We start from the raw sequence: 25,962 nt of genomic DNA, 5'->3' as shown, positions 1-25,962 counted from the left end.
GTGCGCTCATTAGTGGAGCACTGGCTATTCGGTTCAGCGGAGTCGCTGGCCGGCTAGTACCGCCTCCGGGGTTCGCCCTGGGGGAGTGGGAACGGCGGTTGCGAGGGGTTTCGCTGGTCCGGACACACTGTTGGGTCCTGAGGAAACGGACCAGGCGGGCCCGCTGTTCGGGCGGGCTCGCTGGTTTGGTTTTCCCTCTGCGGGACCGTCCGCCTGTCATACCGGCTCGCCTCTTTGTGGGGTGGGTGTCTGGTGGTGGGGTCGTGATGGTCGCTGCGTGTTGTTTGAGATTTGCATAGTGGACGCGAGCATCTTTGTGGCCAAGTTTTTTAGGGCACACGGTGGATGCCTTGGCATCAGGAGCCGATGAAGGACGTGGGAGGCTGCGTTAAGCCCCGGGGAGTCGCCAACCAGACGTTGATCCGGGGATGTCCGAATGGGGAAACCTAGCACCAGTCATGTGGTGTTGCCTCCGCCTGAATGTATAGGGCGGTTGGTGGTAACGCGGGGAAGTGAAACATCTCAGTACCCGTAGGAAGAGAAAACAAATAGTGATTCCGTGAGTAGTGGTGAGCGAAAGCGGAAGAGGCTAAACCGGGCGCGTGTTAAAGCCGGCGGGCGTTGCGTGTTCGGGGTTGTGGGACCTTCTTGTGGTTTCTGCCGGAGCCACGAGCAGTGAGAAATCGATGGGGTAGCCGAAGCTTCTGGGAAGGGGCGCCGGAGACCGTGAGAGCCGGGTAGGCGAAATCCTGTCGACTGCTGGAGGGGATCCCAAGTAGCACGGGGCCCGAGAAATCCTGTGTGAATCTGCCAGGACCACCTGGTAAGCCTAAATACTCCCTGATGACCGATAGTGCACTAGTACCGTGAGGGAAAGGTGAAAAGTGCCCCGGTGAGGGGTCGTGAAATAGTACCTGAAACCGTGTGCCTACAAGCCGTAGGAGCGTGAGCGGGGTTCGCCCTGCTCGTGATGTGACTGCGTGCCTTTTGAAGAATGAGCCTGCGAGTTGCGGTGTGTGGCGAGGTTAACCCGTGTGGGGTAGCCGTAGCGAAAGCGAGTCTGAATAGGGCGTTTGAGTCGCATGCTGCAGACCCGAAGCGGAGTGATCTAGGCATGGGCAGGTTGAAGCGCGGGTAAGACCGCGTGGAGGACCGAACCCACCAGGGTTGAAAACCTGGGGGATGACCTGTGTTTAGGGGTGAAAGGCCAATCAAACTCCGTGATAGCTGGTTCTCCCCGAAATGCATTTAGGTGCAGCGTCGCGTGTTTCTTGCCGGAGGTAGAGCACTGGATGGCCGATGGGCCCGACAAGGTTACTGACGTCAGCCAAACTCCGAATGCCGGTAAGTGAGAGCGTGGCAGTGAGACTGCGGGGGATAAGCTCCGTAGTCGAGAGGGAAACAGCCCAGACCACCGACTAAGGCCCCTAAGCGTGTGCTAAGTGGGAAAGGATGTGGAGTCGCAGTGACAACCAGGAGGTTGGCTTAGAAGCAGCCACCCTTGAAAGAGTGCGTAATAGCTCACTGGTCAAGTGATTCTGCGCCGACAATGTAGCGGGGCTCAAGTACACCGCCGAAGTCGTGGCATTCACACATCAACCCTGGCTTTTGTCGAGGGGTGTGGATGGGTAGGGGAGCGTCGTGCGGCCGGCGAAGCAGCGGAGTGATCCAGTTGTGGAGGCCGTGCGAGTGAGAATGCAGGCATGAGTAGCGAATCAGAAGTGAGAAACTTCTGCGCCGGATGACCAAGGGTTCCTGGGCCAGGCTAATCCGCCCAGGGTAAGTCGGGACCTAAGGCGAGGCCGACAGGCGTAGTCGATGGACAACGGGTTGATATTCCCGTACCCGCTGTGATGCGCCCATACTGAACCCAGTGATACTAAGGGTCCTTAAGCCCTCCGGGCCTTCGGGTCTGGGGTGAGGCTGAACGCCTGACCTGATCTGGTAGTAGGTAAGCGATGGGGTGACGCAGGAAGGTAGCCCATCCCAGGCGATGGTTGTTCCTGGGGTAAGCGTGTAGGGAGGACCGTAGGTAAATCCGCGGTCCGTATATCCTGAGACGTGATGCCGAGCCGATTGTGGCGAAGTGGGTGATCCTATGCTGCCGAGAAAAGCCTCTAGTGAGTGTCATGGCGGCCCGTACCCGAAACCGACTCAGGTGGTCAGGTAGAGAATACCAAGGCGATCGGGTGAACTGCGGTTAAGGAACTCGGCAAATTGCCCCCGTAACTTCGGGAGAAGGGGGGCCTTCGCTGGTGATGAGTCTTGCACTCGGAGCTGGTGGGGGCCGCAGAGGCCAGGGGGAAGCGACTGTTTACTAAAAACACAGGTCCGTGCGAAGTCGTAAGACGATGTATACGGACTGACGCCTGCCCGGTGCTGGAACGTTAAGGGGACCGCTTAGCATGCCTTCGGGTGTGCGAAGGTGAGAACTTAAGCGCCAGTAAACGGCGGTGGTAACTATAACCATCCTAAGGTAGCGAAATTCCTTGTCGGGTAAGTTCCGACCTGCACGAATGGCGTAACGACTTCCCCGCTGTCTCAACCGCAGACCCGGCGAAATTGCACTACGAGTAAAGATGCTCGTTACGCGCAGCAGGACGGAAAGACCCCGGGACCTTCACTACAGCTTGACATTGGCGTTTGGAACGGTTTGTGTAGGATAGGTGGGAGACGGTGAAGCTGGGACGCTAGTTCCGGTGGAGTCATTGGTGAAATACCACTCTGGTCGTTTTGGACGTCTAACTTGGGTCCGTGATCCGGATCAGGGACAGTGTCTGGTGGGTAGTTTAACTGGGGCGGTTGCCTCCTAAAGGGTAACGGAGGCGCCCAAAGGTTCCCTCAGCCTGGTTGGCAATCAGGTGTCGAGTGTAAGTGCACAAGGGAGCTTGACTGTGAGACCGGCGGGTCGAGCAGGAGCGAAAGCTGGGACTAGTGATCCGGCGGTGGCATGTGGAAGCGCCGTCGCTCAACGGCTAAAAGGTACCCCGGGGATAACAGGCTGATCTTCCCCAAGAGTCCATATCGACGGGATGGTTTGGCACCTCGATGTCGGCTCGTCGCATCCTGGGGCTGGAGTAGGTCCCAAGGGTTGGGCTGTTCGCCCATTAAAGCGGTACGCGAGCTGGGTTTAGAACGTCGCGAGACAGTTCGGTCCCTATCCGCTGCGCGCGCAGGAGACTTGAAAGGGGCTGTCCCTAGTACGAGAGGACCGGGACGGACGAACCTCTGGTGTGCCAGTTGTTCCGCCAGGAGCACGGCTGGTTGGCTACGTTCGGGAGGGATAACCGCTGAAAGCATCTAAGCGGGAAGCTTGCCTTGAGATGAGGTCTCCCACCCCGTGAGGGGGTAAGGCTCCCAATAGACGATTGGGTTGATAGGCCGGAGGTGGAAGCGCAGTAATGTGTGGAGCTGACCGGTACTAATAGGCCGAGGACTTGACCATAAAGCATTCGTGTGGTTTTCTGCAGCGCTCTGTACTCTTCGCCGGGTCCGGAGCAGCGCGTGATCACTGGTTTTGCTCGCGTCCACTGTGTGATTCTGAGGCAGCAGGCACCGTCTGCACCCCGGAGCCGGCTGGTTTTCGGGTTGGGTGCGTGTGTTTGTGTGTTTCATAGTGTTACGGCGGTTATGGCGAAGGGGAAACACCCGGTTACATTCCGAACCCGGAAGTTAAGCTCTTCAGCGCCGATGGTACTGCACCGGGGACGGTGTGGGAGAGTAGGTCGCCGCCGGACAATCCGAAGCGGGGCTCTGGACGTTCGTCGTCCGGGGCCCCGCTTTTTTGCGTGCCCGCTTTCCGTGTCCGCGTTCTGCGGGGCTGAGGCTTTGCAGGGCCGACGTGTCATTCGGCAAGGGGCGGCGGGGCCAGTCGGGGCGCTTGTCACGTCAAGCGTCGTCGGACCGGTACGCCCGTCGGCTGGCGGAGTGGCAGGCTCGGCGGTCGTCGAGGCGAAGAGGCGAGACGGCCCCGGTGACCGAGCCGTCGCCGCACTTTCGCCATCTGGGTGTTGACACCTGAGCGCAGGGGGCATAGGAGGCCTGAGCGGTTGCTAGGCTGGAGGTGCCGGGCCACCCCACCGCGGGTGGCCTTCGTTGCGCTGGACCACGATAGGGCGGGGCAGCGATATCGAACGGGGCGCATCCCGTGGCCGAAGACCGCCCGTACAGCGATCGCCCATCCACAGACGAAGAGGGCGCGCTCGCCGGTGAGCAAATGAATGGACCAGAAGTGAACAGTGATAACGGGCGTGACGGCACGGGCCGGCGCGGCGAAGGCGAGAACCGCGGGTTCGGCGGTCGAGAGGGCGGCCGAGGGGGCCGCGAATGGGGACGTTCAGGCGACGGTCCCCGATATGGTGAGCGCCGCGAAGGGCGTGGAGGCGGTTCCTACGGCTCCCGGGAGCGGAATGAGCGCCCCGGTGGCTACCGCGAGGACCGTGGTGAGCGTCGTCCGTTCAATCGTGACGACCGTCCGGGTCAGGGTCGTGAGGAGCGTGGGGAGCGTCGGACGTACGGTGATCGTGACCAGGCGCGTAGCCGGTACGGTTCCCGGGATCGGGACGACCGCCCTGGCTATGGCCGTGACGACCGTGGTGAGCGTCGTCCGTTCAATCGCGATGACCGTCCGGGTCAGGGTCGTGAGGAGCGTGGGGAGCGTCGGACGTACGGTGATCGTGACCAGGCGCGTAGCCGGTACGGTTCCCGGGATCGGGACGACCGCCCTGGCTATGGCCGTGACGACCGTGGTGAGCGTCGTCCGTTCAATCGTGACGACCGCCCCGGTCAGGGCCGTGACGACCGTGGTGAGCGTCGTCCGTTCAATCGTGACGACCGCCCCGGTCAGGGCCGTGACGACCGCGGTGAGCGTCGTCCGTTCAACCGTGACAACCGCCCCGGCTACGGCCGTGACGACCGCGGTGAGCGTCGTCCGTTCAACCGCGATGACCGCCCCGGCTACGGCCGTGACGACCGCGGTGAGCGTCGTCCGTTCAACCGCGATGACCGCCCCGGTCAGGGCCGTGACGACCGCGGCGAGCGCCGTCCGTTCAACCGTGACAACCGCCCCGGCTACGGCCGTGACGACCGCGGCGAGCGCCGTCCGTTCAATCGTGACGACCGTCCGGGTCAGGGTCGTGACGACCGTGGGGAGCGTCGGACGTACGGTGATCGTGACCAGGCGCGTAGCCGGTACGGTTCCCGGGATCGGGACGAGCGCCCCGGCTACGGCCGCGGTGAGCGTCGTCCGTTCAACCGCGACGACCGCCCCGGCTACGGCCGTGACGACCGCGGCGAGCGTCGTCCGTTCAATCGTGACGACCGTCCGGGTCAGGGTCGTGAGGAGCGTGGGGAGCGTCGGACGTACGGTGATCGTGACCAGGCGCGTAGCCGGTACGGTTCCCGGGATCGGGACGAGCGCCCCGGCTACGGCCGCGGTGAGCGTCGTCCGTTCAACCGCGATGACCGCCCCGGTCAGGGCCGTGACGACCGTGGTGAGCGTCGTCCGTTCAACCGCGACGACCGCCCCGGCTACGGCCGTGACGACCGTGGTGAGCGCCGCTCCTACGGCGACCGCGACGACCGTCCCCGCTACGGCCGCGATGACCGCGGGGCACGCCCCTCCGGCGATCGTGACGGGGGGTTCCGCACCGAGGGCGGCGGATCCCGTACGCGTTACGGCCGTGACGACCGGCCCGCGGAGCGCGAGGAGACCGGGAGCCGGACGCGGGAGGAGCTTCCCCCGCTCGCTCCCGACATCACGCCGGACGAGCTCGACAAGGACGTCAGGGACGAGCTGCGCTCTCTTCCGCTCGATCTCGCAGACCTGGTCTCCTGCCACCTGGTGGCGGCCGGCCGGGCGCTTGAGGAGGATGAGCCCGAGCGCGCTTACGAGCACACCAAGGTGGCCCGTCGTTTCGCCGCCCGCATCGGTGTGGTCCGCGAGGCCGTGGGCATCGCGGCCTACCGTTCCGGACACTTCGCCGAGGCGCTCAGCGACCTGCGCGCGGCGCGCCGTATGACCGGCTCCGACGCCTACCTTCCGGTCATGGCCGACTGCGAGCGTGGTCTCGGCCGCCCTGAGCGCGCTCTTGACCTGGTCCGTTCCCAGGAGGCCGAGCGTCTCGACCGGGTCGGCAAGATCGAACTCGCCATCGTGGAGTCGGGCGCCCGCCGGGACCTCGGCCAGAACGACGCCGCCGTCATCACTCTCCAGCGTCTCCCGGAGCTGCGCGACACGCGTCCGCACCCGTGGTCGGCGCGTCTCGCCTTCGCCTACGCCGACGCTCTGGCCGAGGCGGGGCACGAGGAGCCGGCCGTCGAGTGGTTCGGCCGCGCGATGGCCTTCGACGAGGACGGCGAGACCGACGCCGCCGAGCGGTACGCGCAGCTGACGGGCACCGTCATCGAGGACCTGGAGGAAGACGAGGACTTCGACGAGATCGAGGTCGACGACGCCGCCACACTCGACGCCCAGCTCGAGGACGAGGCGGACCTCGACGAGGACGGGCCGAACTTCGGCGATGTGCCGGAGGAGGGACCTGCCGCCGAAGAAGAGACGCCTGCTGAGGCCGCGGGCGAGGCCGTACTCGGCGACGAGGCCGGCAAGGCCGGGACCGAGGCCGACGAGGCGGGCAAGGCCGGAGCCGAGGGGGCCGAGGCCGGCGATGAGGCGGCCGGGGCCGCCGACGCCGATGCCGCGAAGACCGCGGCGAAGGTCGAGGCCGGCGTGGGCCCGGCTTTCATCGAGCCGGACTTCGGCGATGTCCTCGGGGACTCGAACGAGGACGAGGACAAGGACAAGGAGAAGTAGCGGTTCCACGCCGCCTCGGGCGGGCCGGAGGGCTCACCCGAGGCGGCGTCGGCTCAGGGCTGGACCCGGTTCAGCCAGTGAAGGATTCCGGCCACGTTGGACGGGGCGCCGCTGAGCAGTTCGAACTGCTCGGCCGTCCCGTCGTCGTCTTTCAGGGCCGCGTACCGCTCCCGGGTGCGTTCCCTGACCATGGCCACCGCGTGGTCCAGGTCCATGCCCTCGGAGTGCGCCCGGCGGGTCAGGTCCACCCAGACGCGCAGTTCCTCCGCTGAACGCTCCAGTGTCTCGGCCACGTTCCCGACCGGTCCGTAATGGCTGAACAGGAGCCGCTGGGGGGCCAGCGACTCGAACAACGCGATCGAGCCGAGCGCGGTCTGCAGGTCGAAGTCCGGGGGCGGGGTCGCCGGTCGCAGGTCTCCCGTCTGCGGGAGGTAGACACCGGCGGCGTCGCCGACGTAGAGGTCCCCCGTGCCGGAGTCGATCAGGCCCACGTGGTGCTTGGCGTGGCCCGGAGAGTAGTGGCTGCTCAGCGTGCGGCCGTTGCCCAGGTCGATGGTCCCCGTGTCGCCGAGGGCGCGGATGCGTGACGACTCGGTGGGGGAGAGCTCCCCGAAGAGGGTGTCCAGTTTGTCGCCCCAGACCATCCGGGCGCTGGACATGAGTCGCGAGGGGTCGGCCAGATGCCGGGCGCCTTTCTCATGGACCACGATCTCGGCTTCCGGGTAGAAACGGGCGATGTCGCCGACCCCGCCCGCGTGGTCCAGGTGGATGTGCGTCACGACCACCGTCGCGAGGTCCGCGGGCCCCACGCCCAAGGAGGTGAGGGCGTCGCGCACGATCGGGGCGGAGGTGGACGTGCCCGTCTCGACCAGGCAGGGACGGTCTCCCAGGATCAGGTATCCCGCTGTGATGCCGGAGTATCCGGCCATTCTCGTGTCGATCTCATAGACCTCGCCGCCGAGAGCGGTGATGTTGTCCACAGGTCACCTCAGAACTGGAACCGGCTTCCCCAGAACGGCGTTCGGCCGTTCCGGCACAGCTCACATCGTAAAGAGTCGTCTCCGATCGGCAGAGGCAGAGATCGGAGGAAGATTCGATGGATCGCAACGAGGTCGTCCTGGCGGGCCGCCTGCCCGAGGCGGCGAGCGTCAGGAAACTGCGGAGCGGAAGCGCGCTCACCAGGTGGCGGCTGATCGTCCGCCGGCAGCAGCGGGACCGGCGGACCCAGGTGGACACCATCCCCTGCGCGTCGTTCGTCCCGGAAGTGGCCTTGGCCGCCGCCGGATGGCTTCCCAGCGACATGGTCGAGGTGACGGGCTCGCTTCGCCGCCGCTGGTGGGGCGATGACGGATCCAAGGCGTCGGGTTACGAGGTGGAGGTTCACTCGGTGAGGCACCTCGGCCCCGCTCCCGGGGCGGCACCCGCCGGTGATCGGGGCGGGGAGAGGGCGGCCGCGGCCGCCGTACGGCCTCCCGGGTCCACGCCCGCCCGCGGTTCCGCGCCGGGATCGCCGGTGCGGCCCGGGCGGGAGCGTTCACCGCTGCGGGCCGGAGCCGTCCCGTCCCGTGAGAGCCGCGGCGGCGGGCCACCGGCCGGGAGAGACGAGGCCGGGGCGGAGAGAACGCCATGAGCACCGCGAACCACGCCGGTGGAATGGCGGACACCTCGGGGAGGATCGGCTCGCCGCCGTGGTCATCGTGCCGTCGCCCGGCCTTCGACGCCTTACGGTGGTCAGTCGAGATCGAACATCCGCAGGACCAGTCCCGTGCGGGGTTTGGGGCCGAAAGAAGTGGACTTGCGCGGCACCCGTTCCCGGTGGGACGCGACGGCGAGCACGTCGTCGACCTCCAGGGGGTTCATGAGCACGGCGGTCCCCCCCGACTCCCGGGCGAGCCGTACGGCGGCCTCCGCGTCGTGGTGCACGACGCGCACGGACCGCTCGTCGTCGGGCATCCCCCAGATCTCGGGGAGCAGGAACTCGGCGAGGACCGAGGTGTTCAGGGACCTCCACCGGGCCGACCGGGCCTCGGGCATGGCCCGCTCCAGCCGTTCCCGGCCGGGATCGGTGAGGAGGTGAGCGGCGCCCCCGGCCGACAGCAGGTAGGCCGGCTCCACCGCGGCCGCCAGCGCGGCGAGCCCCTCGCGGAGGGATCCGTACTCCCGGATCCTCCAGGCTTCCCCGGCCCGGGCGAGCGCCTCGTCGAGCGGCAGTCTTGGTATCACCCGGTGGATGGCCTTGATATCGGGCGGGTAGGCGGTGGAGTCCACCAGGAGCGCCAGGCCGAAATCCCGGGCCCCCGGCTTCGGCGGCCGCCCCGGCGCGGCGGCTTCGGCCGCGGCGTGGTGCTCCCGCTGGAGGGCGAGATACGTGGCGTAGCGGTGGTGCCCGTCGGCGATCAGCGCCCTGCGGGGACGCAGGTCCTCGTTGAGCAGCGCGATCTCGTCGGGGGCGGTGATGGCCCAGAGCCGGTGCCGCACCATGTCGTCGGTCGTCGCCTCGGTCAGGGGCGCCCGTGAGGTGGCGATCTCGTCCACGAGCCTGGTGGCCGCCCCGCCGTCGCCATCGTAGAGAAGGAAGATGGGCTCAAGGTTGGCCTCGGTCGTGCGCATCAGGGCCAGGCGGTCGGCGACGGGCCCCGGCATGACGTCCTCGTGCGGCAGGATGATCTGCTCCTCGGGGCCGGCCAGGCCCACATCCCCGATGAGTCCCCGCTGCAGGATCCCGGGGCCGATCTGCTCGTAGACGTACACGGCGGGTGACTCGTCGGCCACCAGCACGCCGGAGGAGAGCCAGGTCCGGAGGGTCTCGCGGGCTTCGGCGTAGCGGTGGCGGTCGCCGCCGGGAAGGATGAGCCGCACCACGTTGTTGGGGTGTGTGTCGAGCAGGTCCCGTGCGCCGACCTCGGTGATGAGGTCATAGGGCGGAGAGATCACCTCGGCCAGATCGCCGACCGCGAATCGCACGCCGCGAAACGGGCGTAGCACCAGCCCGCCAGGCACCGGCAGTTCAGGATTCGCCATAGAGGGCATGTTGTCATAAAGGTCTGTAAGGCTCGGGGTCCGTCTTGAGGGCGCGGTGGTGCCCGGGTTGTCAGGGAATCGGTCAGATACGTCATCTGTCGATGAAGGAGGCCTCACATATGGTCCAAGGACGCAGCGATTCGCCTGATTCCCCCGATCCAGAGGCGGGCGCTCCCGTCGGGGACGTCTATGACTGGTTTCAACGCGGAATGAGGCTTCTGGCCGAGGGCAGTCCGGCCGCCGCCGCCTCGCTGCTGGAGCGGGCCGCCGACGCCGAACCGGAGTCTCGCAGCATCAGGGAGGGCCTCGCCCGGGCCCAGTTCAACTCGCGGCAGTACGCCGACGCCGTCGACAGTTTCCGCTGGATCATCGACGCCAACCCGGCCGAGGACTACGCCTACTTCGGCCTGGGGCTCGCCCTGTGGCGCACCGGGGACATGGAGGCGGCGCAGGAGCCCCTGGCCATCGCCGTCGCGATGCGCCCCGACCAGCGTCATTACGTGTCGGCGCTGCGGAGCGTCCGCGCGACCCTCCGCGCCCGTCAGGCGTGACACACGGGGTGATGGAATAGGGCGGTGGATTCCAACACGCTCATCGATCCCTACGACACCCTCCTCCTCGATCTCGACGGCGTGGTCTATCTGGGCCGCGACCCCGTTCCAGGGGCTCCGGAGGCGTTGTGTCGGGCGGCGGAGGGAGGAGTACGGCTCGCCTACGTCACCAACAACGCCTCACGCACTCCCGGGGCGATCGCCGAGCACCTGAGCGCGCTCGGCGCCCCGGCGCGTGCCGAGGACGTCGTCACCTCGGCCCAGGCCGCCGCACGGCTGGTGGCCGAACGGGTCGAGCCCGGTTCGGCGGTGCTGGTGGTCGGGGGGATGGGGCTGCGCAGTGCCCTGCGCGCGCACGGTCTGCGCCCGGTGAGCACCGCGGCGGAGGAGCCCGCCGCGGTCGTACAGGGCATCGCGCCCGATCTCTCCTACGGCCTGCTCTGCGAGGGCACGCTGGCCGTACGGCGGGGCGCCCTGTTCGTGGCGGCCAACGCCGACACCACGATGCCGTCCGGCCGGGGGGAACTGCCGGGCAACGGGGCGATGGCCCGGGTGATCGCCACGGCGACCGGGGTGGAGCCCGTCGTGGCGGGGAAGCCGGAGCCGCCCCTGCACCGGGAGTCGATGCTGCGTACCGGTTCCCGGCGGCCCCTGGTGGTCGGTGACCGGCTCGACACCGACATCGAGGGGGCGACGAACGCGGGGGTGGACGCCCTGCTGGTGCTGACCGGCGTGACCGGGCCGCTCGACCTGCTGACAGCGGGTCCCCACCGGCGGCCCGCCTATGTCGCCGCGGACCTGTCGGCGCTGCACCGCCCCTACCCCGCGGCGCTGCGGTCCGGGGACGGGTGGGCCTGCGAGGGGTGGAGCGCACGCTGGGACGGCGGTCGGCTGCGCCTCGACGGCCATGGGGAGGCGATCGACGGTCTCCGCGCGGCCTGCGCCGCGACATGGGAGGCGGCCGGTGAGGGAAGGGCGGACGAGGACGCCGTGAAGGCCGCACTGGACTCCTGGCTACCCGGGGAAGGTGTCCGCCGTCCGTGATCCGGTCACCCGGAGCGAGGACGGGCCGCCCAGAGCAGGACGAACCGGTCCGGGCGGTGAGTAACCGGTGTGGGTGAGAAGCCGGTCCGGGCGGTGAGCAGCCGGCCTGGGCGAGGAGCCGGTACAGGCGATGAGGAATCGGTACAGGCGATGAGGAATCGGTCCGGGTGAGGAGCCGGTACGGGAGGGAACCGGTCCGGGTGGGAACCGGTCCGGGTGGGGAACCGGTCGGCGGACCCGCCCGCCGGGCTTCCCGGGTCCCGCGGGCTCGGAGGGGTCGGGAAGCCGGGGAAACCGGGGAGGCGGCGGGTCCCGGAGGTCAGAGGAGCTTGCGCAGCCGGAGGAGGTCGCCGAAGCTCGCGTCGATCTTCACTTTGCCGCCGAACAGCGCGCGTCCCATGTCCAGCTCCCCGTTGACCAGGGAGACCAGATCGTCACTGCCGATGGTCAGTTTCACGTCGGCGGGTCTGCCGTCGGTGGGGGGCCGCTCCTCGAAGGGGCCCAGCCCGCCGTGGTGGATGCGGCCGTAGAAGGTGACGCTGAGATCGCTGATGTGGCAGCTGATGCTGCGCTCGACCACGTGCTTGGCGCGGCTCGCCTGGTCAACCTCGTCGAACTGCTCGCCGAGTCTGCGCAGTGCCACCCGGCACTCGTCGACGGTCGCCATCGCGCGACGCTCCTTTCTCTTTCCGGACGCTTCCGGATCCTTTGACGTACGGACGGTAGCGTTCCACATGAACATAATGTGCGATCCGGCGTGCGGGGGTTCGCCGGAGGGGGGAGGCATCGCCATGGTGTTCGATGCACTGCGCGGATACCTGCAGGGGGCCACCGGCCTCACCGAGATGACGACGGCCAGGGCGCGGGAGGTGGTCCGTGACCTGTTCGGCCTGAGGGAGGCGGAGTCACCGCAGGCGTCCGACCAGATCGACGAGATGGCCAGGGAGCTGGTCACGGCGGGGCAGGAGAGCCGGCACCAGCTCGATGAGATCATTCAGAACGAGGTGAACCGCCTGGTCGACGCGTTCGACCAGGCGCACGCGAGAGAGATCGAGGAGATCGACCGGCTGCGGACGCGCGTGGCCGAGCTGGAGGCCCGGCTGGCCGAATCCGAGACCTCTGCCACACCGCGCGCCACACGGAGCCGTACCACCGCGAAGACCGCGAAGAAGCCGGCCAAGACCGCGGAGAAGCCGGCCAAGGCCGCCGCGAAGGCGGGCAAGCCGGAGGAGGCCGCGGGGAAGGCCGCCGCGAAGACGGGGGCGGCGAAGACCACGAAGGCCGCCGGCAAGGCGAAGGCGGAGGAGAAGCCGGAGGAGGCCGCCGGGAAGGCAGGCGAGCCGGAGGAGACCGCGGGGAAGGCCGCCGCGAAGACAAGGAGGTCGACCGCGAAGGCGGCTGAGGAGACGGGGAAGGACACGGCGAGTACGGCGAAGACCGCGGGAAAGGCGGCGGCGAAGACCGGGAAGGCCGCTGGGAGGGCCACCGCGAAGACCAAGGAGAAGACCGAGGAGAAGACCACCGGCGGGACCACTGAGAAGACCGCCGGCGGGACCGCGGAGAAGCTGGAGGAGGACGCGGGCAGGAGCGGGAAGGCCGCCGGGAAGGCCGCGCAGAAAGCCGCCGGGAGGACCGCGGGGAAGGCGGGCCGTACGGCCGGGACGACGCGCGCCGCGGCGTCCGATACGGTCAAGGCGTCCACGGGCGCGGCGTCCCGCGCCCGTGCGGCGAACAGGACGGCGAAGAACACCTCCGGAGGGGACGGATGACCTACCTGCCCGAAGAGACCGGCGACGAAGAGACCGGCGAAGAGCGGGTCGACGCCGTGCTGAACGGGCTGACCCGGCTCGGCGAGGTGCCCGTCTCGGCGCACGTGGGCGTGTTCGAGGAGGTGTTCGCCGGGCTGGAGGGGGTGCTCGCCTCGGCGGACGACACCGCGGACCGGCAGCGGTGAGCCGGCGGGCACGCCTCGACAGCGAGCTCGTCCGCCGCCGGCTGGCCAGGTCCAGGGAGCAGGCGGCCCAGCTGATCGAGGAGGGCCGGGTCACCGTCGGCGGCCGGGTGGCCGCCAAGGCCGCGACCCAGGTGGACACCGCCGCGGCGATCGTGGTGGCCGAGGCCCCCGGCGGCGTCGACTACGTCTCGCGGGGGGCGCACAAGCTGCTGGGCGCGCTGGAGGCGTTCGGGCCCCGCGGCCTGACCGTCACCGGACGGCGCTGCCTGGACGCCGGGGCCTCGACCGGGGGCTTCACCGACGTGCTGCTGCGCAACGGCGCGGCGCACGTGCTGGCGGTGGACGTCGGATACGGCCAGCTCGCCTGGTCGCTGCGGACCGACGAGCGGGTCACGGTCATGGAGCGGGTCAACGTCAGGGACCTGACGCCCGACATGGTGGGGGAGGCCCCCACCCTGGTCGTGGGCGACCTGTCCTTCATCTCGCTGCGCCTGGTGCTGCCGGCCCTTACCCGCTGCGCCGCCGGGCGGGCCGACTTCGCGATGCTGGTCAAGCCCCAGTTCGAGGTGGGCAGGGAGCGGGTCGGCGCCGGCGGCGTCGTCCGGGACCCCGCCCTGCGGGCGCAGGCCGTACAGGATGTCGCCGAGGCCGCCCGGGGGCTCGGTCTCGTCGTGCGCGGCGTCACCGCGAGCCCGCTGCCCGGCCCGTCCGGCAACGTCGAGTACGTCATCTGGCTGGGCAAGGGAGAGGGCGCGCCGCCGGTCGCCGACGTCGAGGCGGAGATCGGGCGCGCGGTGGCGGAAGGGCCCCGCTAAGGTCTGCTCGTGGATCTTCGCCGCGGGGCGGCGGGGATCCGCGGCACGGGCGGTCGCGACCACCGAGGTCGGGATCCCGCCACGGCCCGGAACCGCCCGCCGGCACGGGACCGTTCACCGTACCGGGGTCGTCCCCCGGCGCGGGGCCGTGCGGCGGCATGGCCTCACCGGCGGACGGGTCGAAGACGCCGGTGCTCACCCCCGAAAGAGTGGAGACATGACAACCAAGCGCACCGTGCTGGTAACGGCCCACACCGGGCGGCAGGCGGCCGTCGAGAGCGCCCGGCTGGTGATCGGGCGGCTGCTGGAGGCGGGGGTGGCGGTGCGCGTCCTCGGCTCCGAGGCCGAGGCCGTCGCGTGCGCGGGCGCCGACGTGGTGCCGGCCACCGCCATGGCCGTCCAGGACGCCGAGATGATGATCGTGCTCGGCGGCGACGGCAGCCTGCTGCGGGCCGCCGAGCTCGCCCGTCCGGCCGGGGTGCCGCTGCTGGGGGTCAACCTCGGGCACGTCGGGTTCCTCGCGGAGGCGGAGGTGGAGGACCTGGCGGTCGCGGTGGACTGCGTGGTCCGGGGCCGCTACGACGTGGAGGAGCGGATGGCCGTCGAGGTCACCGCCCGCCTCAACGGGCGGCTGCTGGCCGACACCTGGGCGCTCAACGAGGCGACCGTGGAGAAGAACGACCGGATGCTGGAGGTGGTCGCCGAGGTCGACGGGCGGCCTCTGTCACGATGGGGGTGTGACGGGGTCATCTGCGCCACCCCCACCGGTTCGACCGCGTATGCTTTCTCGGCCGGTGGCCCGGTGGTGTGGCCGGAGGTGGAGGCGCTGCTGCTGGTGCCGATCAGCGCCCACGCGCTGTTCGCCCGGCCGCTGGTGGTCTCCCCGCGCTCCCGGCTGGCGCTGGAGGTCCAGCCGGAGACCGCCGGAGCCGTGCTGTGGTGCGACGGCCGCCGCCGCTTCGACCTGCCCGCCGGGGCACGGGTCGAGGTGCGCCGGGCCGAGGTGCCGGTACGGCTGGCTCGGCTGCACGGTCTGGAGGACACCGGGGCGCCGTTCACCGACAGGCTGGTCGCCAAGTTCGGCCTTCCTGTGCAGGGCTGGCGCGGCCGGGCGCGGTCGTAGATCATCCCGGCGATCGTGGTGCCGAGCGCGTAGGATCGTGCCCGCGCACCGCACTGATGTTCGGTGAATTCGATGTGACGGGAGGGACCAGTGCGACCCAGGGTCGAGGAGGTCCGCATCCAAGGGCTCGGCGTGATCGACGAGGCCGTCCTGGCGCTGTCGCCGGGATTCACCGTGCTCACGGGCGAGACCGGCGCGGGCAAGACGATGGTGGTGACAGGTCTGGGGCTGCTGTTCGGCGGCCGGGCCGACCCGGCCCGCGTCCGTCCGGGCTCCGACAAGGCGACCGTCGAGGGCACCCTCGTGGTGAACCCGGCGGGCCGGGTGGCCCAGCAGGTGCAGGATCTCGGGGGAGACGTCGAGGGCGGCGAGCTGATCATCTCGCGCACCGTCTCGGCCGAGGGCCGCAGCCGGGCCTGGCTGGGCGGGCGCACCGTGCCGGTGGGCACTCTGACCTACCTCGCCGAGGACCTCGTGGCCGTCCACGGCCAGATGGACCAGCAGCGGCTGTTGCAGTCCGGCCGCCAGCGCGCGGCCCTCGACCGTTATGCCGGCGAGGAGCTGGTCAAGCCGCTGCGCGCCTACGAGCAGGCCTACCGGCGCCACAGGCAGGTGACCGAGGAGCTGGCCGAGATCACGGCCCGGGCCCGGGAGCGCGCCCAGGAGGCCGACATGCTCCGGTTCGGGCTGGAGGAGGTCGGGCGGGCCGAGCCCAGGCCGGGCGAGGAGACCGAGCTGCGCGAGGAGGAGGAGCGGCTCTCCCACGCCGACTCGCTCCGCAGCGCGGCCGAGACCGCGCACCGGGCGCTGCTCGGTGACCCGATGGCCGGTGACCAGGACCTCCAGGACGCCGTCACGCTGGTCGGGCAGGCCCGCTCGGCCGTCGAGGCGGTCCGCGACTTCGATCCGGCGCTGGCCGGGATCGCCGACCGGCTGGCCGAGGCCGGCTACCTCATCTCCGACGTCGCCACCGAGCTGGCCGCCTACGCCGAGTCGGTCGAGGCCGACCCGGCCCGCCTCGCGATGGTTCAGGAGCGCCAGGCGGTGCTGACCCACCTGGTGCGCAAGTACGGCGAGGACACCCGGGCCGTGCTGGCCTGGGCGGAGCAGGCCGCGCGGCGCGTCACCGAGCTGGAGGGGGACGATGAGCGGATCGCCGAGCTCGCCCGCGAGCAGGAGGAGCTCACCGGCCGCCTCACCGGGTTCGCGGCCGAGCTGACCCGGATCCGCACCGCCGCCGCCGAGCGGTTCGGGCAGGCGGTGACCGAGGAGCTCACCGCGCTGGCCATGCCGCACGCCCGGGTGGTGGTCGTCATCACGCCCGCCGCCGAGTTCGGCCCGCACGGCCTGGACGAGGTGGAGCTGCGGATGTCCCCGCATCCGGCCTCGCCGCCCCTGCCGCTGAACAAGGGGGCCTCCGGCGGTGAGCTGAGCCGGGTGATGCTCGCCATCGAGGTGGTCTTCGCCGGTGCCGACCCGGTGCCGACGTTCGTCTTCGACGAGGTCGACGCGGGCGTGGGCGGCAAGGCGGCGGTGGAGATCGGCCGCCGCCTTGCCCGTCTGGCCCGCACCGCCCAGGTGATAGTGGTCACACACCTGCCGCAGGTCGCGGCGTTCGCCGACCAGCACCTGGTGGTGGAGAAGGCGGGCGACGGCAGCGTGGTGCGCAGCGGCGTGGTGGCGCTCGACCGGGACGGCCGGACGCGGGAGCTGGCGCGCATGCTCGCCGGGCTGGAGGACTCCGAGCTGGGCCGCGCGCACGCCGAGGAACTGCTGGCGATCGCCGCCGCCGACAAAAGGGGTTGAGGAGGACTGTCCACGCCTATTCAGGGGAGTAACCGGACGCCGGTGATTCCCAGTGAGGAACCCGGCGGGCATCAGGCTGCCCGGCTCACCCGGTCGTCGCCTCTGGCAGGATGGTTCCGATGAAGGTGCCGATTGACGGGCCTCGACGCAGGCTCACCGGTTACCTCCGCCACAGGAAGGTCTCGGACCTTCCCGGGGTGACGGCCGTGGCGCGGATCGACCGGCGGACGAAGAGGCTCACCAAGCGCCTCCGCCCCGGGGAGATCGCGATCATCGACCACGTCGACGTCGACCGGGTGAGCGCGGAGGCGCTTGTCGCGTGCGGCGCGGCGGGCGTGATCAACGTCGCCGCGGGCATCAGCGGGCGCTATCCCAATCTCGGCCCGCAGATCATCGTCGAGGCCGGCGTGCCGTTCGTCGACAACGCCGGCCCCGAGCTGTTCGACCGGATCTCCGACGGTGACCTGGTCCGGCTGCACGACGGCGTCGTCTACCTCGACGACGAGATCGTCGGCAAGGGCGAGGTGCAGACGGCCGAGTCCGTCGAGGCCGCCATGGCCGAGGCGCGGGCCGGGCTGACCACGCAGATCGAGGCGTTCGCCACCAACACGATGGAGTACATCCAGCGTGAGCGCGACCTCCTCATCGACGGCGTCGGCGTGCCCGACGACGTCCACACCTCCATGGACGGCAGGCACGTCCTCATCGTGGTGCGCGGTTACCACTACAAGGAGGACATCGCCGTCCTGCGCCCCTACATCCGTGAGTACCGCCCCGTCATGATCGGGGTGGACGGCGGAGCCGACGCGCTCATCGAGGCCGGTTACCTCCCCGACGTCATCGTCGGCGACTTCGACTCGGTCTCGGACAAGGCCCTCACCTGCGGCGCCGAGCTGGTCGTGCACGCCTACCGGGACGGCCGCGCGCCGGGCCTGGAGCGGATCCAGCGGCTCGGCCGCGACGCCGTCGTCTTCCCCGCCGTCGGCACCAGCGAGGACATCGCCATGCTGCTCGCCGACGACAAGGGCGCCGACCTGATCGTCGCCGTCGGCACCCACGCGACGCTGGTGGAGTTCCTCGACAAGGGACGCGCCGGCATGGCCAGCACCTTCCTCACCCGCCTGCGGGTGGGCAGCAAGCTCGTCGACGCCAAGGGCGTCAGCCGGCTGTACCGCAGCCGGATCTCCACCTCGTCACTGCTCCTGCTCGTGGCCACCACGCTGATCACCATGGGGGTGGCGATCATCGTCTCCCCGGTGGGCAAGATCTGGCTGGACAGCGTCCGCGACATCTGGAACGGCTTCATCTTCTGGTTGGTCGGGCTCTTCTCGTGATCGATTTCCGCTATCACCTCGTCTCCATCGTCGCGATCTTCCTGGCGCTGTCGGTCGGCATCGTGCTCGGCACCAGCTTCCTGGAGGACCCCGCCATCAAGGCGACGGAGATCTTCGCCAACCAGCTCCGAGTGAGCAACGAGGACTACCGCGACCAGCTGGAGGCCGTGCAGAAGCGCGAGGCGGCCAACGACGCCTTCGTCACCGACGCGGCCCCCCGCCTGGTGCAGAACGCCCTCGCCACGGAGAGCGTCGTCATCGTCGAGGCCCCCGGCGTCACGAACGCCGTGCGCGAAGGGGTCCAGGACCTCCTCGTCAAGGCGGGGGCCACGGTGACCGGCCGGGTCGTCCTCGACGAGAGCTACGTCGACGCGGCCCAGGCGCCCCTCATCGAGAAGCTCGCCGACGAGGCCAAGCCGGCCGACATGACCTTCCCCGCGGACGCCACGCCGTACCGGAAGGTGGCGACCGCGCTCGCCGACGCGATCGTGACCGACGACCCGGCCCAGATCGGCAAGGAGAACCCGGTGGCCGCCGGGGTCCTGGACGCCTTCGAGGCCGGCGGGCTGCTCACCGTCACCGGCGAGCCGGCCAAGCGCGCCGCCCTGGCCGTGCTGATCGCCCCGGCCGAGCCGTACACCGGGGAGGGCGCGGCCCAGCAGGCGAACGCGCTCGTGTCGATGGCGCTGGGCCTGGACGAGACCGGCCGGGGCGTCGTCGTGGCCGGCGGGCCGTCCTCCGCCACGACGGGTGGCGTCGTCGCGGCGCTGCGTGACGACACCGCCGCCGCCGAGAAGGTCTCCACCGTCGACAACGCCGATAAGCCCATGGGGCGGGTCGTGGTGGTCTACGCTCTGCGGGAGCAACTGTCCGGGGCCACCGGCCAGTACGGCATCGGCCCGGGCGTCTCGGGTGTCGAGCCCAGCGCGTCGCCGGCCCCCACGGCCACCTCCGGAGGATGACCCGATGGCTCGTCGCGCTCTCACCGCCGCCCTGGCCGGCGCGCTCCTCGGCGCGGCCGCGGCCCGCGCCGCGTACGCGGCCTTCACCCGCAGGCCGCCGGTCGGCGACGCCGAGACCTGGAGCCGCACCAACCACCGGGGCGAGCCCATCACGCTTCTGGAGGGCCCGGCGTTCGTCGCGGGCGCGGGTGTCGCCGCCGCGGCGGTCCCCGGCCTGCCCGCCCGGGTCCGCGCGGCCGCGCTGCTGGCCGCGGCCGGCGCCGGCGGCCTGGGCGCCTACGACGACCTGTACGGCGTGACGGCCTCCAAGGGGTTCCGGGGCCACCTGGGCGCGCTGGCCAAGGGCGAGGTCACCAGCGGCGCGGTGAAGATCGCCGGGATCGGCCTGACCGGGCTGGCCGCGGCCGCGCTGACCGCGCGTCGGCCCGCCGACGCGGTGATCGACGGCATGCTGGTCGCGGGTGCCGCCAACCTGGCCAACCTGTTCGACCTGCGCCCGGGCCGCGCCATCAAGGTCGGCCTGCTCGCCGGCGCGCCGCTGCTCGCCGCGGGCCTGCGCCGCGGCGACCCGGTGGCCGCGGCCCTGGCCGCGCTGCCGCTCGGCGCCTCGGCCGCCCTGCTGCCCGAGGACCTGGGCGAGCGGGCGATGCTGGGCGACGCCGGGGCCAACGCGCTGGGCGCGCTGCTCGGCCTGGCCGCCGCCGTCACCCTGGGGCGTCCCGGTCGTCTGGCCGCGCTCGGCACCGTGGCCGCGCTGACCGCCGCCTCGGAGAAGGTCAGCTTCACCAAGGTCATCGCCGGCAACCCGGTGCTCAACCGCATCGACATGCTCGGCCGCCGTCCCCCGGAGCAGGCGCCCGCCGGCTGATGCGAAGGAAGATCGGGCAGGGCGTCGCGGGCGCGGCGCTCCTCATCGGGATCGTCACCATGGCCGCCCGGATCATCGGGTTCGGCCGGTACTGGGTCCAGTCGCACACCGTCGCCAACTCCTGCCTGAGCACCGTCTACAACACCGCCAACTACGTCCCCAACATCGTCTTCGAGCTGGTGGCCGGTGGCGCGCTGGCCGGGATGGTGGTCCCGGTGCTGGCCTCGGCCGCCTCCCGGTCCGGCGACGATCCCGCTGCCCGGGAGGAGGCCGGCCGGATCACCTCGGCGCTGCTCACCTGGACGATGCTGGTCCTGGTGCCGCTGACCCTGCTCATCGCGGTCCTGGCCGGGCCGATCGTCTCGCTGCTGAGCGGCGACGCCAGGGAGTGCGACCTGTCGCAGGTCGTCACGGCCGGGACGGACATGCTCGTCGTCTTCGCCCCCCGCATGATCTTCTTCGGGCTCGCCGTGGTCCTGTACGGCGCGCTGCAGGCCCACCGGCGGTTCATGGGGCCCGCACTGGCGCCGCTGGTCTCCAGCCTGGTCGTGGTCGCCTCCCTCGTGGCGTTCGAGGCGGTGAACGGCGACGCCGCCGGTGACCTGTCGCGCCTGACCCCGGCCGGGAGCCTGACGCTGTCCGTGGGCGCGACCGTCGCGGCCGCGGCGATGGTGCTGACCGTGCTCGGCCCGGCGGCGCGGCTCGGGCTGCGGCTGCGGCCCTCACTGTCGTTCCCGCCCGGGGTGGCGGCCCGCGCCCGGCGCCTGGCGGTCGCGAACCTGGCCGTGCTGGTCGCCCAGCAGGTCACGCTGACGGTCGTGGTCCGGCTGGCCAACGACCTCGGCGGGGAGGGCGTGGTGGGCGTCTACACCTACGCCTGGGCGCTGTTCCAGCTGCCCTTCGCGGTGTTCGTGGTGCCGGTGGCCACCAGTTCGTTCCCGCTGCTGTCCACCCGGGCGGCCGACGGCGACCGGACCGGGTTCGACGACCTCGCGTCGTCCACCACGCGGGTGGTGCTGCTGGTGACGGGGCTGTCGGCCGGGGTGATGGCGGCGGTCGCCACGCCCGTGGCGCGGGTCTTCGTGGCGGGCACCGAGGGCGGCGACCCCCCGGCGATGGCCCGCGCGGTCGCGTTCTTCGCGCTCGGCCTGGTGGGCTACGGCCTGATGTTCCACCTCGCGCGGGTGCTGTACGCCCGCGGCGAGGGAAGGGCGGCGGCGCTCGCCTCGGTCGCCGGGTGGGCGGTCGCGCTGGCCGCGCAGGTCGTGCTGGCCCGCGCCGCCGCGGACGACCCCTCGCAGGTGGTGGGACGGCTGGCGCTGGGCAGCACCGCCGGTGTGACGGCCGGCGGGGCGCTGCTGGCGCTGGCCGTACGCCGGGGCGCGGGGGCCGGGGCGCTGGCCGGGACGGGGCGGGCACTGCTCGCCGCGGTGCTCGGCGGGGCCGCCGCCTACGGCGCCGGGCTGGTCGTCGCGGACGCCCTGACGGGCACGTCGACGTGGACGAGCGTGGTCGCCGGGGTGGTGGCCGCCCTGGCGGGTGCGGCGGCGTTCGCGGTCGTGGCCGTGGTGGTCGACGGGCCGGACGCCCGGGCGCTGCTCGGCAGGTTCGGCGGGCTGGGCAGGATCACCGGGTCCGGCGGCCCCGGCGGAGACAAGGGGATGTCCGCCACAGGAGGGAGACGCTCCGATGGCCGAGACGGCGCGGGCGGCGTCACGGGAGGGGGATGTTCCGATGGCTGAGGCGGCGCGGGTGGCGTTCGTGCTGGGGACCAGCGCGGGCGGGGTCGGGCGGCACGTCGCGATGCTGGCCGGCGGGCTGGCGGAGCGGGGAGTGCGGGTGGTCGTGGCGGGCCCGCCGGCCACCGGGGAGAGCTTCGGGTTCGGCCGCCTCGGGGCGCGGTTCGCGCCCGTGCCGATCTCGGACCGGCCCCGTCCCCGGGGGACCTCCAGGCGCTGCGCCGGCTGCGGGCGCTGCGCGGCGCCGACGTCGTGCACGCCCACGGGCTGCGCGCCGGGGCGCTGGCCGCGCTCGCGCTGGCCGGGACCGGCACGCCCCTGGTGGTGACGCTGCACAACGCCGCCACCACCGGCGGCGCGATCGGCGCGGTTCACGCCGCTCTGGAGCGGATCGTGGCCCGCCGGGCCGACCGCGTCCTGGTGGTCTCCGCCGACCTGGGAGAGCGGATGCGCCGGCTCGGGGCGAGGCACGTCGCGGCCGCGGTGGTCCCGGCGCCCCCGCTGGCCCCGTCCGGGCGCCCGCCCGCGCGGATGCGGGCGGAGCTCGGCGTGGGCGAGCGCCCGGTCCTGCTGACGGTCGCCAGACTCGCCCAGCAGAAGGGCCTGGAGACGCTGCTCGACGTCGCCGCCGCCTTCGCTCCCGGCGCGGGAGAGGAGCGGGGACCGGAGTCCCCGGCAGCGGGGGAGGAGCGGGGGCCGGTTTTCCTGGTGGCCGGTGAGGGGCCGCTGCGCGGGCCGCTGCGGGAGCGGATCGACCGCGAGGGGCTGCCGGTGCGGCTGCTGGGCGACCGCGGCGACGTCGCGGACCTCCTCACCGTCGCCAGGGCGCTGCTGGTGCCGAGCCGATGGGAGGGGCAGCCGCTCACCGTCCAGGAGGCGCTGCGGGCCGGGGTGCCCGTCGTGGCCACCGCCGTGGGCGGCCTGCCCGCCATGGTGGGGGAGGCCGGGCTGCTGGTGCCGTACGGCGACGCGGGCGCCATGCGCGAGGCGGTGGCCCGGGTGCTGGCCGACGACGGGCTCGCCCGGGACCTGGGGCGGGCGGCGGTCCTGAGGGGGCGCGCGCTGCCCGGCCGCCGGGAGGCGTTGGAGGCCGTGCTGGCGGTTTACCGGACGCTGTCCGGGGGAGGCGGAGGGTTGGAACAACCGACCACGCCTGATCGTTGAATTAGGCGGTTCCAAGCCACCCACCTATACTGGCTTGGTTAGGGGGGGAGTATCCCTTCGCGACAGTCTCGTCATCACGGTGCCGCCCCGCTCCATGGGGCCCCCGGGGCTGTCGGTCCGCGTTCTTCCGCGGGCGGGAGAGACCTCCGGCAGTCAGTCGTGCGCGCCGCCGGAGGTTACCAACCGTGATCGTTCCTGTCTGGGCTTGGATCGCCGTCATCGGCGGCCTTTTCGTGGTCCTCGCCCTCGATCTGTGGATCGTCGACCGGGGCGAGCCCCGCGAGTTCTCCATGAAGCAGGCGGGGGCGTGGGTCGGCTTCTACGTCACGCTCGCCGTCATCTTCGCCGTCGTGCTGTGGATCACCAGCGGGGCGACCTCCGCGGCGCAGTTCGTCGCCGGCTACATCACCGAGTACAGCCTGAGCGTCGACAACCTGTTCATCTTCTACATCATCATGACCCGCTTCGCAGTGCCCAAGGTCCACCAGCACAAGGTGCTGCTGGTCGGCATCCTGATGGCGCTGGTCATGCGAGGCGTCTTCATCGCCGTGGGCGCCGCCGCGCTGTCGAGCTTCAGCTGGCTGTTCTACGTCTTCGGCCTCTTCCTCATCTACACCGCCGTCCAGCTCATCCGCCAGCACGGCGAGGACGAGGACGACTTCAACGAGAACGCGGTCCTGCGCTGGGCCCGCCGGGCGCTGCCGCACACCGACGACTACGTGGGCTCCCGGGTCTTCGTCAAGATCGGCGGCAAGCGCATGGTCACCCCGATGCTGATCGTGATGGTCGCCATCGGCACCACCGACCTGCTGTTCGCGCTCGACTCGATCCCGGCGATCTTCGGTCTCACCACCGACGCCTTCATCGTCTTCACCGCCAACGTGTTCGCACTGATGGGCCTGCGCCAGCTCTACTTCCTGCTGGGCGGACTGCTGCAGAAGCTCGTCTACATCAGCTACGGTCTGGCGTTCATCCTTGGTTTCATCGGGGTTAAGCTGATTCTCGAGGCGCTGCACTCCAGCGGCGTCTCCTGGGCACCGGAGGTGCCGATCTGGCTCTCGCTGGCGGTCATCGGCGTCACCATGACGGTCACCACCGTCGCCAGCCTGGTGAAAGCCCGCCGCGACGAGAGCAAGAACAGGGAAGTGACCACCCCCGCGGGTGCCGAACAGGGCTAGAGGATCGGCGTCCGAGGCGGTTTCTTGTCTGGTTCCGCCGTATAAGGGTTATGAGATGGGTAGCATCCTGCCTCAAGCAGGTAGACATACCGGTCTAACGCCGCAATACATCACAAAGGTTCCCCGTGTCCCACGATTCAGCAAGCCCTCAGCCCGGCCGGATCAGACTGGCTCGTGGCGTTTCCCCGTGGCTTCTCCCGACCGTGGCCGCCGCCACGGCGACCTCGCTGCTCAGCCGCCGTGACCGGCGCTGGGCCCTGGCGGCCCTCCCGCTGACCGCGCTCACCGGCGGGATGCTCTGGTTCTTCCGCGACCCAGACCGCGTGCCGGGCACGGCGCGCGTCCTGTCCCCCGCGGACGGCGTGGTGCAGAGCATCGACCCGTGGCCCGACGGCCGCACGCGGGTGGCCATCTTCATGAGCCCGCTCAACGTGCACGTCAACCGCGCGCCGCTGGCCGGCACGGTCACCTCCGTCGAGCACGTCCCCGGCGGGTTCCTGCCCGCTTTCAACAAGGACAGTGACTCCAACGAGCGCGTCGTGTGGCACCTGGACACCGAACTCGGCGACATCGAGCTGGTCCAGATCGCCGGTGCCGTCGCCCGGCGCATCGTGCCCTACCTGGCGGCGGGCGCCAAGGTCGTGCGGGGCGAGCGGATCGGCCTCATCCGGCTGGGCTCGCGGGTGGACGTCTACCTGCCCGAGGGGATCGCCCCCGCCGTGTCGGTCGGACAGAAGACCGTCGCGGGGGTGACCGGTCTTGACCACGGCTGACGCCGGCTGGCCGCTCGACGAGACGGACGACGAGCCGCGCGGCCCCGTCGGCAAGGCGTTCCGGCTCTCGGCCGCCGACTCCCTGTCGCTCGGCAACGCGCTGTGCGGCTTCCTGGCCGTGTGCGTGCTGGCCTGGTCGGCCATCCGCGCGCTGCAGGAGGGCAAGCCGTTCGAGGCCGACCCCCGGTTCTTCGGCACCGCCGTCGTGCTGCTGCTGATCGGCGCCACCTGCGACCTGTTCGACGGCCTGGTGGCCCGCAAGTTCCGCGCCTCGGCCATGGGCGCGGAGCTGGACAACCTCGCCGACGTCATCAGCTTCGGTTTCGCCCCGGCGTTCATGGTCGTCATCTGGGCGGGTTTCAATCCCGCCACCCCGTTCCCGCTGGTGATGGTGGCCGCGGCGTCGGTGCTGCTGGCCGGCGTCATCCGGCTCGCCAGGTTCGCCTGCGTCAAGACCAAGAGCGGCGACTTCATGGGTCTGCCCATCCCCATGGGCGCGATGACGGTGGTGTCGATCGTCCTTCTGTTCCCGCCGTCGAAGCTGGCGGTGGTGCCCATCCTGGGCGTGGCCTACCTCATGGTCAGCCGGATCGAGTACCCCAAGCCCAAGGGCAACCTGGCGGCCGTCGTGCTGGCCTGGATGATGATCAACGTCGCCTGCCTGACCATATGGGCCGCCGGGCTGTCCGGGGGCGATTCGCTGATCAAGGTCGGGGCCGTCATGCAGATCGCCATCGTGGCCGCCATCCCGCTGCGCGTGCTGATGTTCAAGCGGGCCAAGCGCAAGGAGCGCAAGGAAGCCGAGCGCGTCGGCTGACG

General features: G+C 70.6%; 20 protein-coding genes, 2 rRNA genes and 1 pseudogene. 19 read left to right on the top strand and 4 right to left on the bottom strand.

Annotated elements, in window-relative coordinates; genetic code table 11:
* Positions 1-318 precede the first annotated feature (318 nt).
* Both ACQP10_RS24240 and rrf read left to right on the top strand, forming a co-directional pair.
* Positions 319-3,445: ribosomal RNA gene (locus tag ACQP10_RS24240) — 23S ribosomal RNA — on the top strand.
* Positions 3,446-3,620: 175 nt separating this feature from the next.
* Positions 3,621-3,737, top strand: a 5S ribosomal RNA gene (gene rrf, locus ACQP10_RS24235).
* Positions 3,738-4,336: 599 nt separating this feature from the next.
* On the opposite strand, the gene ACQP10_RS24230 is transcribed toward rrf, so the two are convergent.
* Positions 4,337-6,247: a hypothetical protein gene (locus ACQP10_RS24230; protein WP_433539757.1), complete on the bottom strand. Its 1,911-nt coding sequence runs from the start codon at positions 6,245-6,247 to the stop codon at positions 4,337-4,339.
* Here ACQP10_RS24230 and ACQP10_RS24225 point away from each other — a divergent pair.
* Positions 6,155-6,811, top strand: coding sequence for a hypothetical protein (locus ACQP10_RS24225; protein ID WP_433539756.1), 657 nt, complete (start codon positions 6,155-6,157; stop codon positions 6,809-6,811). The genes ACQP10_RS24230 and ACQP10_RS24225 overlap by 93 nt on opposite strands.
* Before the next feature lie 53 nt (positions 6,812-6,864).
* On the opposite strand, the gene ACQP10_RS24220 is transcribed toward ACQP10_RS24225, so the two are convergent.
* Positions 6,865-7,791, bottom strand: coding sequence for an MBL fold metallo-hydrolase (locus ACQP10_RS24220; RefSeq protein WP_179827855.1), 927 nt, complete (start codon positions 7,789-7,791; stop codon positions 6,865-6,867).
* Positions 7,792-7,907: 116 nt separating this feature from the next.
* On the opposite strand from ACQP10_RS24220, the gene ACQP10_RS24215 reads away from it, so the two are divergent.
* Complete coding sequence (locus tag ACQP10_RS24215) at positions 7,908-8,441, top strand: single-stranded DNA-binding protein (RefSeq protein WP_433539755.1); 534 nt, start codon at positions 7,908-7,910, stop codon at positions 8,439-8,441.
* Between the two features lie 101 nt (positions 8,442-8,542).
* Here the strand turns inward: ACQP10_RS24215 and ACQP10_RS24210 are convergent, their stop codons facing one another.
* Positions 8,543-9,832, bottom strand: coding sequence for a DUF1015 family protein (locus ACQP10_RS24210; protein WP_399501301.1), 1,290 nt, complete (start codon positions 9,830-9,832; stop codon positions 8,543-8,545).
* A gap of 101 nt (positions 9,833-9,933) precedes the next feature.
* Here ACQP10_RS24210 and ACQP10_RS24205 point away from each other — a divergent pair, with 101 nt between their 5' ends.
* Together ACQP10_RS24205 and ACQP10_RS24200 are read left to right on the top strand one after the other, a co-directional pair.
* Positions 9,934-10,383, top strand: a complete 450-nt coding sequence (locus ACQP10_RS24205) for a tetratricopeptide repeat protein (protein ID WP_346022579.1) — start codon at positions 9,934-9,936, stop codon at positions 10,381-10,383.
* A 24-nt stretch (positions 10,384-10,407) separates the two neighbouring features.
* Positions 10,408-11,427 (top strand): HAD-IIA family hydrolase, encoded by a 1,020-nt coding sequence (locus tag ACQP10_RS24200; RefSeq protein WP_433539754.1) that lies wholly within the window; start codon positions 10,408-10,410, stop codon positions 11,425-11,427.
* A gap of 319 nt (positions 11,428-11,746) precedes the next feature.
* Here the strand turns inward: ACQP10_RS24200 and ACQP10_RS24195 are convergent, their stop codons facing one another.
* Entirely contained in the window at positions 11,747-12,094 is a 348-nt protein-coding gene (locus tag ACQP10_RS24195; protein ID WP_179827872.1) for an SCP2 sterol-binding domain-containing protein, read from the bottom strand.
* A 124-nt stretch (positions 12,095-12,218) separates the two neighbouring features.
* Between ACQP10_RS24195 and ACQP10_RS24190 the strand changes: the two genes are divergently transcribed.
* The 13 genes and pseudogenes from ACQP10_RS24190 to pssA all read left to right on the top strand — a co-directional run bounded on the left by ACQP10_RS24190 (position 12,219) and on the right by pssA (position 25,960).
* Entirely contained in the window at positions 12,219-13,196 is a 978-nt protein-coding gene (locus ACQP10_RS24190; RefSeq protein WP_433539753.1) for a hypothetical protein, read from the top strand.
* Positions 13,193-13,381 (top strand): hypothetical protein, encoded by a 189-nt coding sequence (locus ACQP10_RS24185; RefSeq protein WP_346022576.1) that lies wholly within the window; start codon positions 13,193-13,195, stop codon positions 13,379-13,381. Before ACQP10_RS24190 ends, ACQP10_RS24185 begins: the two co-directional genes overlap by 4 nt.
* Complete coding sequence (locus ACQP10_RS24180; protein WP_179827879.1) at positions 13,378-14,196, top strand: TlyA family RNA methyltransferase; 819 nt, start codon at positions 13,378-13,380, stop codon at positions 14,194-14,196. Before ACQP10_RS24185 ends, ACQP10_RS24180 begins: the two co-directional genes overlap by 4 nt.
* Before the next feature lie 217 nt (positions 14,197-14,413).
* Entirely contained in the window at positions 14,414-15,319 is a 906-nt protein-coding gene (locus ACQP10_RS24175; RefSeq protein WP_179827881.1) for an NAD kinase, read from the top strand.
* Positions 15,320-15,409: 90 nt separating this feature from the next.
* The gene (recN, locus tag ACQP10_RS24170) at positions 15,410-17,125 is read left to right on the top strand and encodes a DNA repair protein RecN (RefSeq protein ID WP_399501305.1); all 1,716 of its coding nucleotides are present in this window, start codon (positions 15,410-15,412) and stop codon (positions 17,123-17,125) included.
* A gap of 119 nt (positions 17,126-17,244) precedes the next feature.
* Positions 17,245-18,459, top strand: a complete 1,215-nt coding sequence (gene steA / locus ACQP10_RS24165) for a putative cytokinetic ring protein SteA (RefSeq protein ID WP_346022574.1) — start codon at positions 17,245-17,247, stop codon at positions 18,457-18,459.
* Positions 18,456-19,421 (top strand): copper transporter, encoded by a 966-nt coding sequence (locus ACQP10_RS24160; RefSeq protein WP_433539752.1) that lies wholly within the window; start codon positions 18,456-18,458, stop codon positions 19,419-19,421. Before steA ends, ACQP10_RS24160 begins: the two co-directional genes overlap by 4 nt.
* Positions 19,422-19,425: 4 nt before the next feature.
* Entirely contained in the window at positions 19,426-20,289 is an 864-nt protein-coding gene (locus tag ACQP10_RS24155) for a hypothetical protein (protein WP_179827890.1), read from the top strand.
* Positions 20,289-22,031, top strand: a complete 1,743-nt coding sequence (murJ, locus tag ACQP10_RS24150; protein ID WP_433539751.1) for a murein biosynthesis integral membrane protein MurJ — start codon at positions 20,289-20,291, stop codon at positions 22,029-22,031. Before ACQP10_RS24155 ends, murJ begins: the two co-directional genes overlap by 1 nt.
* A gap of 174 nt (positions 22,032-22,205) precedes the next feature.
* Positions 22,206-23,192, top strand: a pseudogene (locus tag ACQP10_RS24145) (glycosyltransferase family 4 protein); the annotation flags it as partial.
* 185 nt (positions 23,193-23,377) lie between these two features.
* Positions 23,378-24,370 (top strand): TerC family protein, encoded by a 993-nt coding sequence (locus ACQP10_RS24140; RefSeq protein WP_433539750.1) that lies wholly within the window; start codon positions 23,378-23,380, stop codon positions 24,368-24,370.
* Positions 24,371-24,495: 125 nt separating this feature from the next.
* Positions 24,496-25,143, top strand: a complete 648-nt coding sequence (locus ACQP10_RS24135; RefSeq protein ID WP_179827895.1) for a phosphatidylserine decarboxylase — start codon at positions 24,496-24,498, stop codon at positions 25,141-25,143.
* Positions 25,130-25,960 carry a CDP-diacylglycerol--serine O-phosphatidyltransferase gene (pssA, locus tag ACQP10_RS24130; protein WP_179827897.1) on the top strand — a complete coding sequence of 277 codons (831 nt, stop codon included), beginning with the start codon at positions 25,130-25,132 and terminating at the stop codon, positions 25,958-25,960. Before ACQP10_RS24135 ends, pssA begins: the two co-directional genes overlap by 14 nt.
* Positions 25,961-25,962: the final 2 nt, after the last annotated feature.

Source organism: Streptosporangium sandarakinum, from assembly GCF_050942225.1.
GTDB lineage: Bacteria > Actinomycetota > Actinomycetes > Streptosporangiales > Streptosporangiaceae > Streptosporangium > Streptosporangium nondiastaticum.
This window is presented reverse-complemented; position numbering and strand designations above follow the sequence as displayed.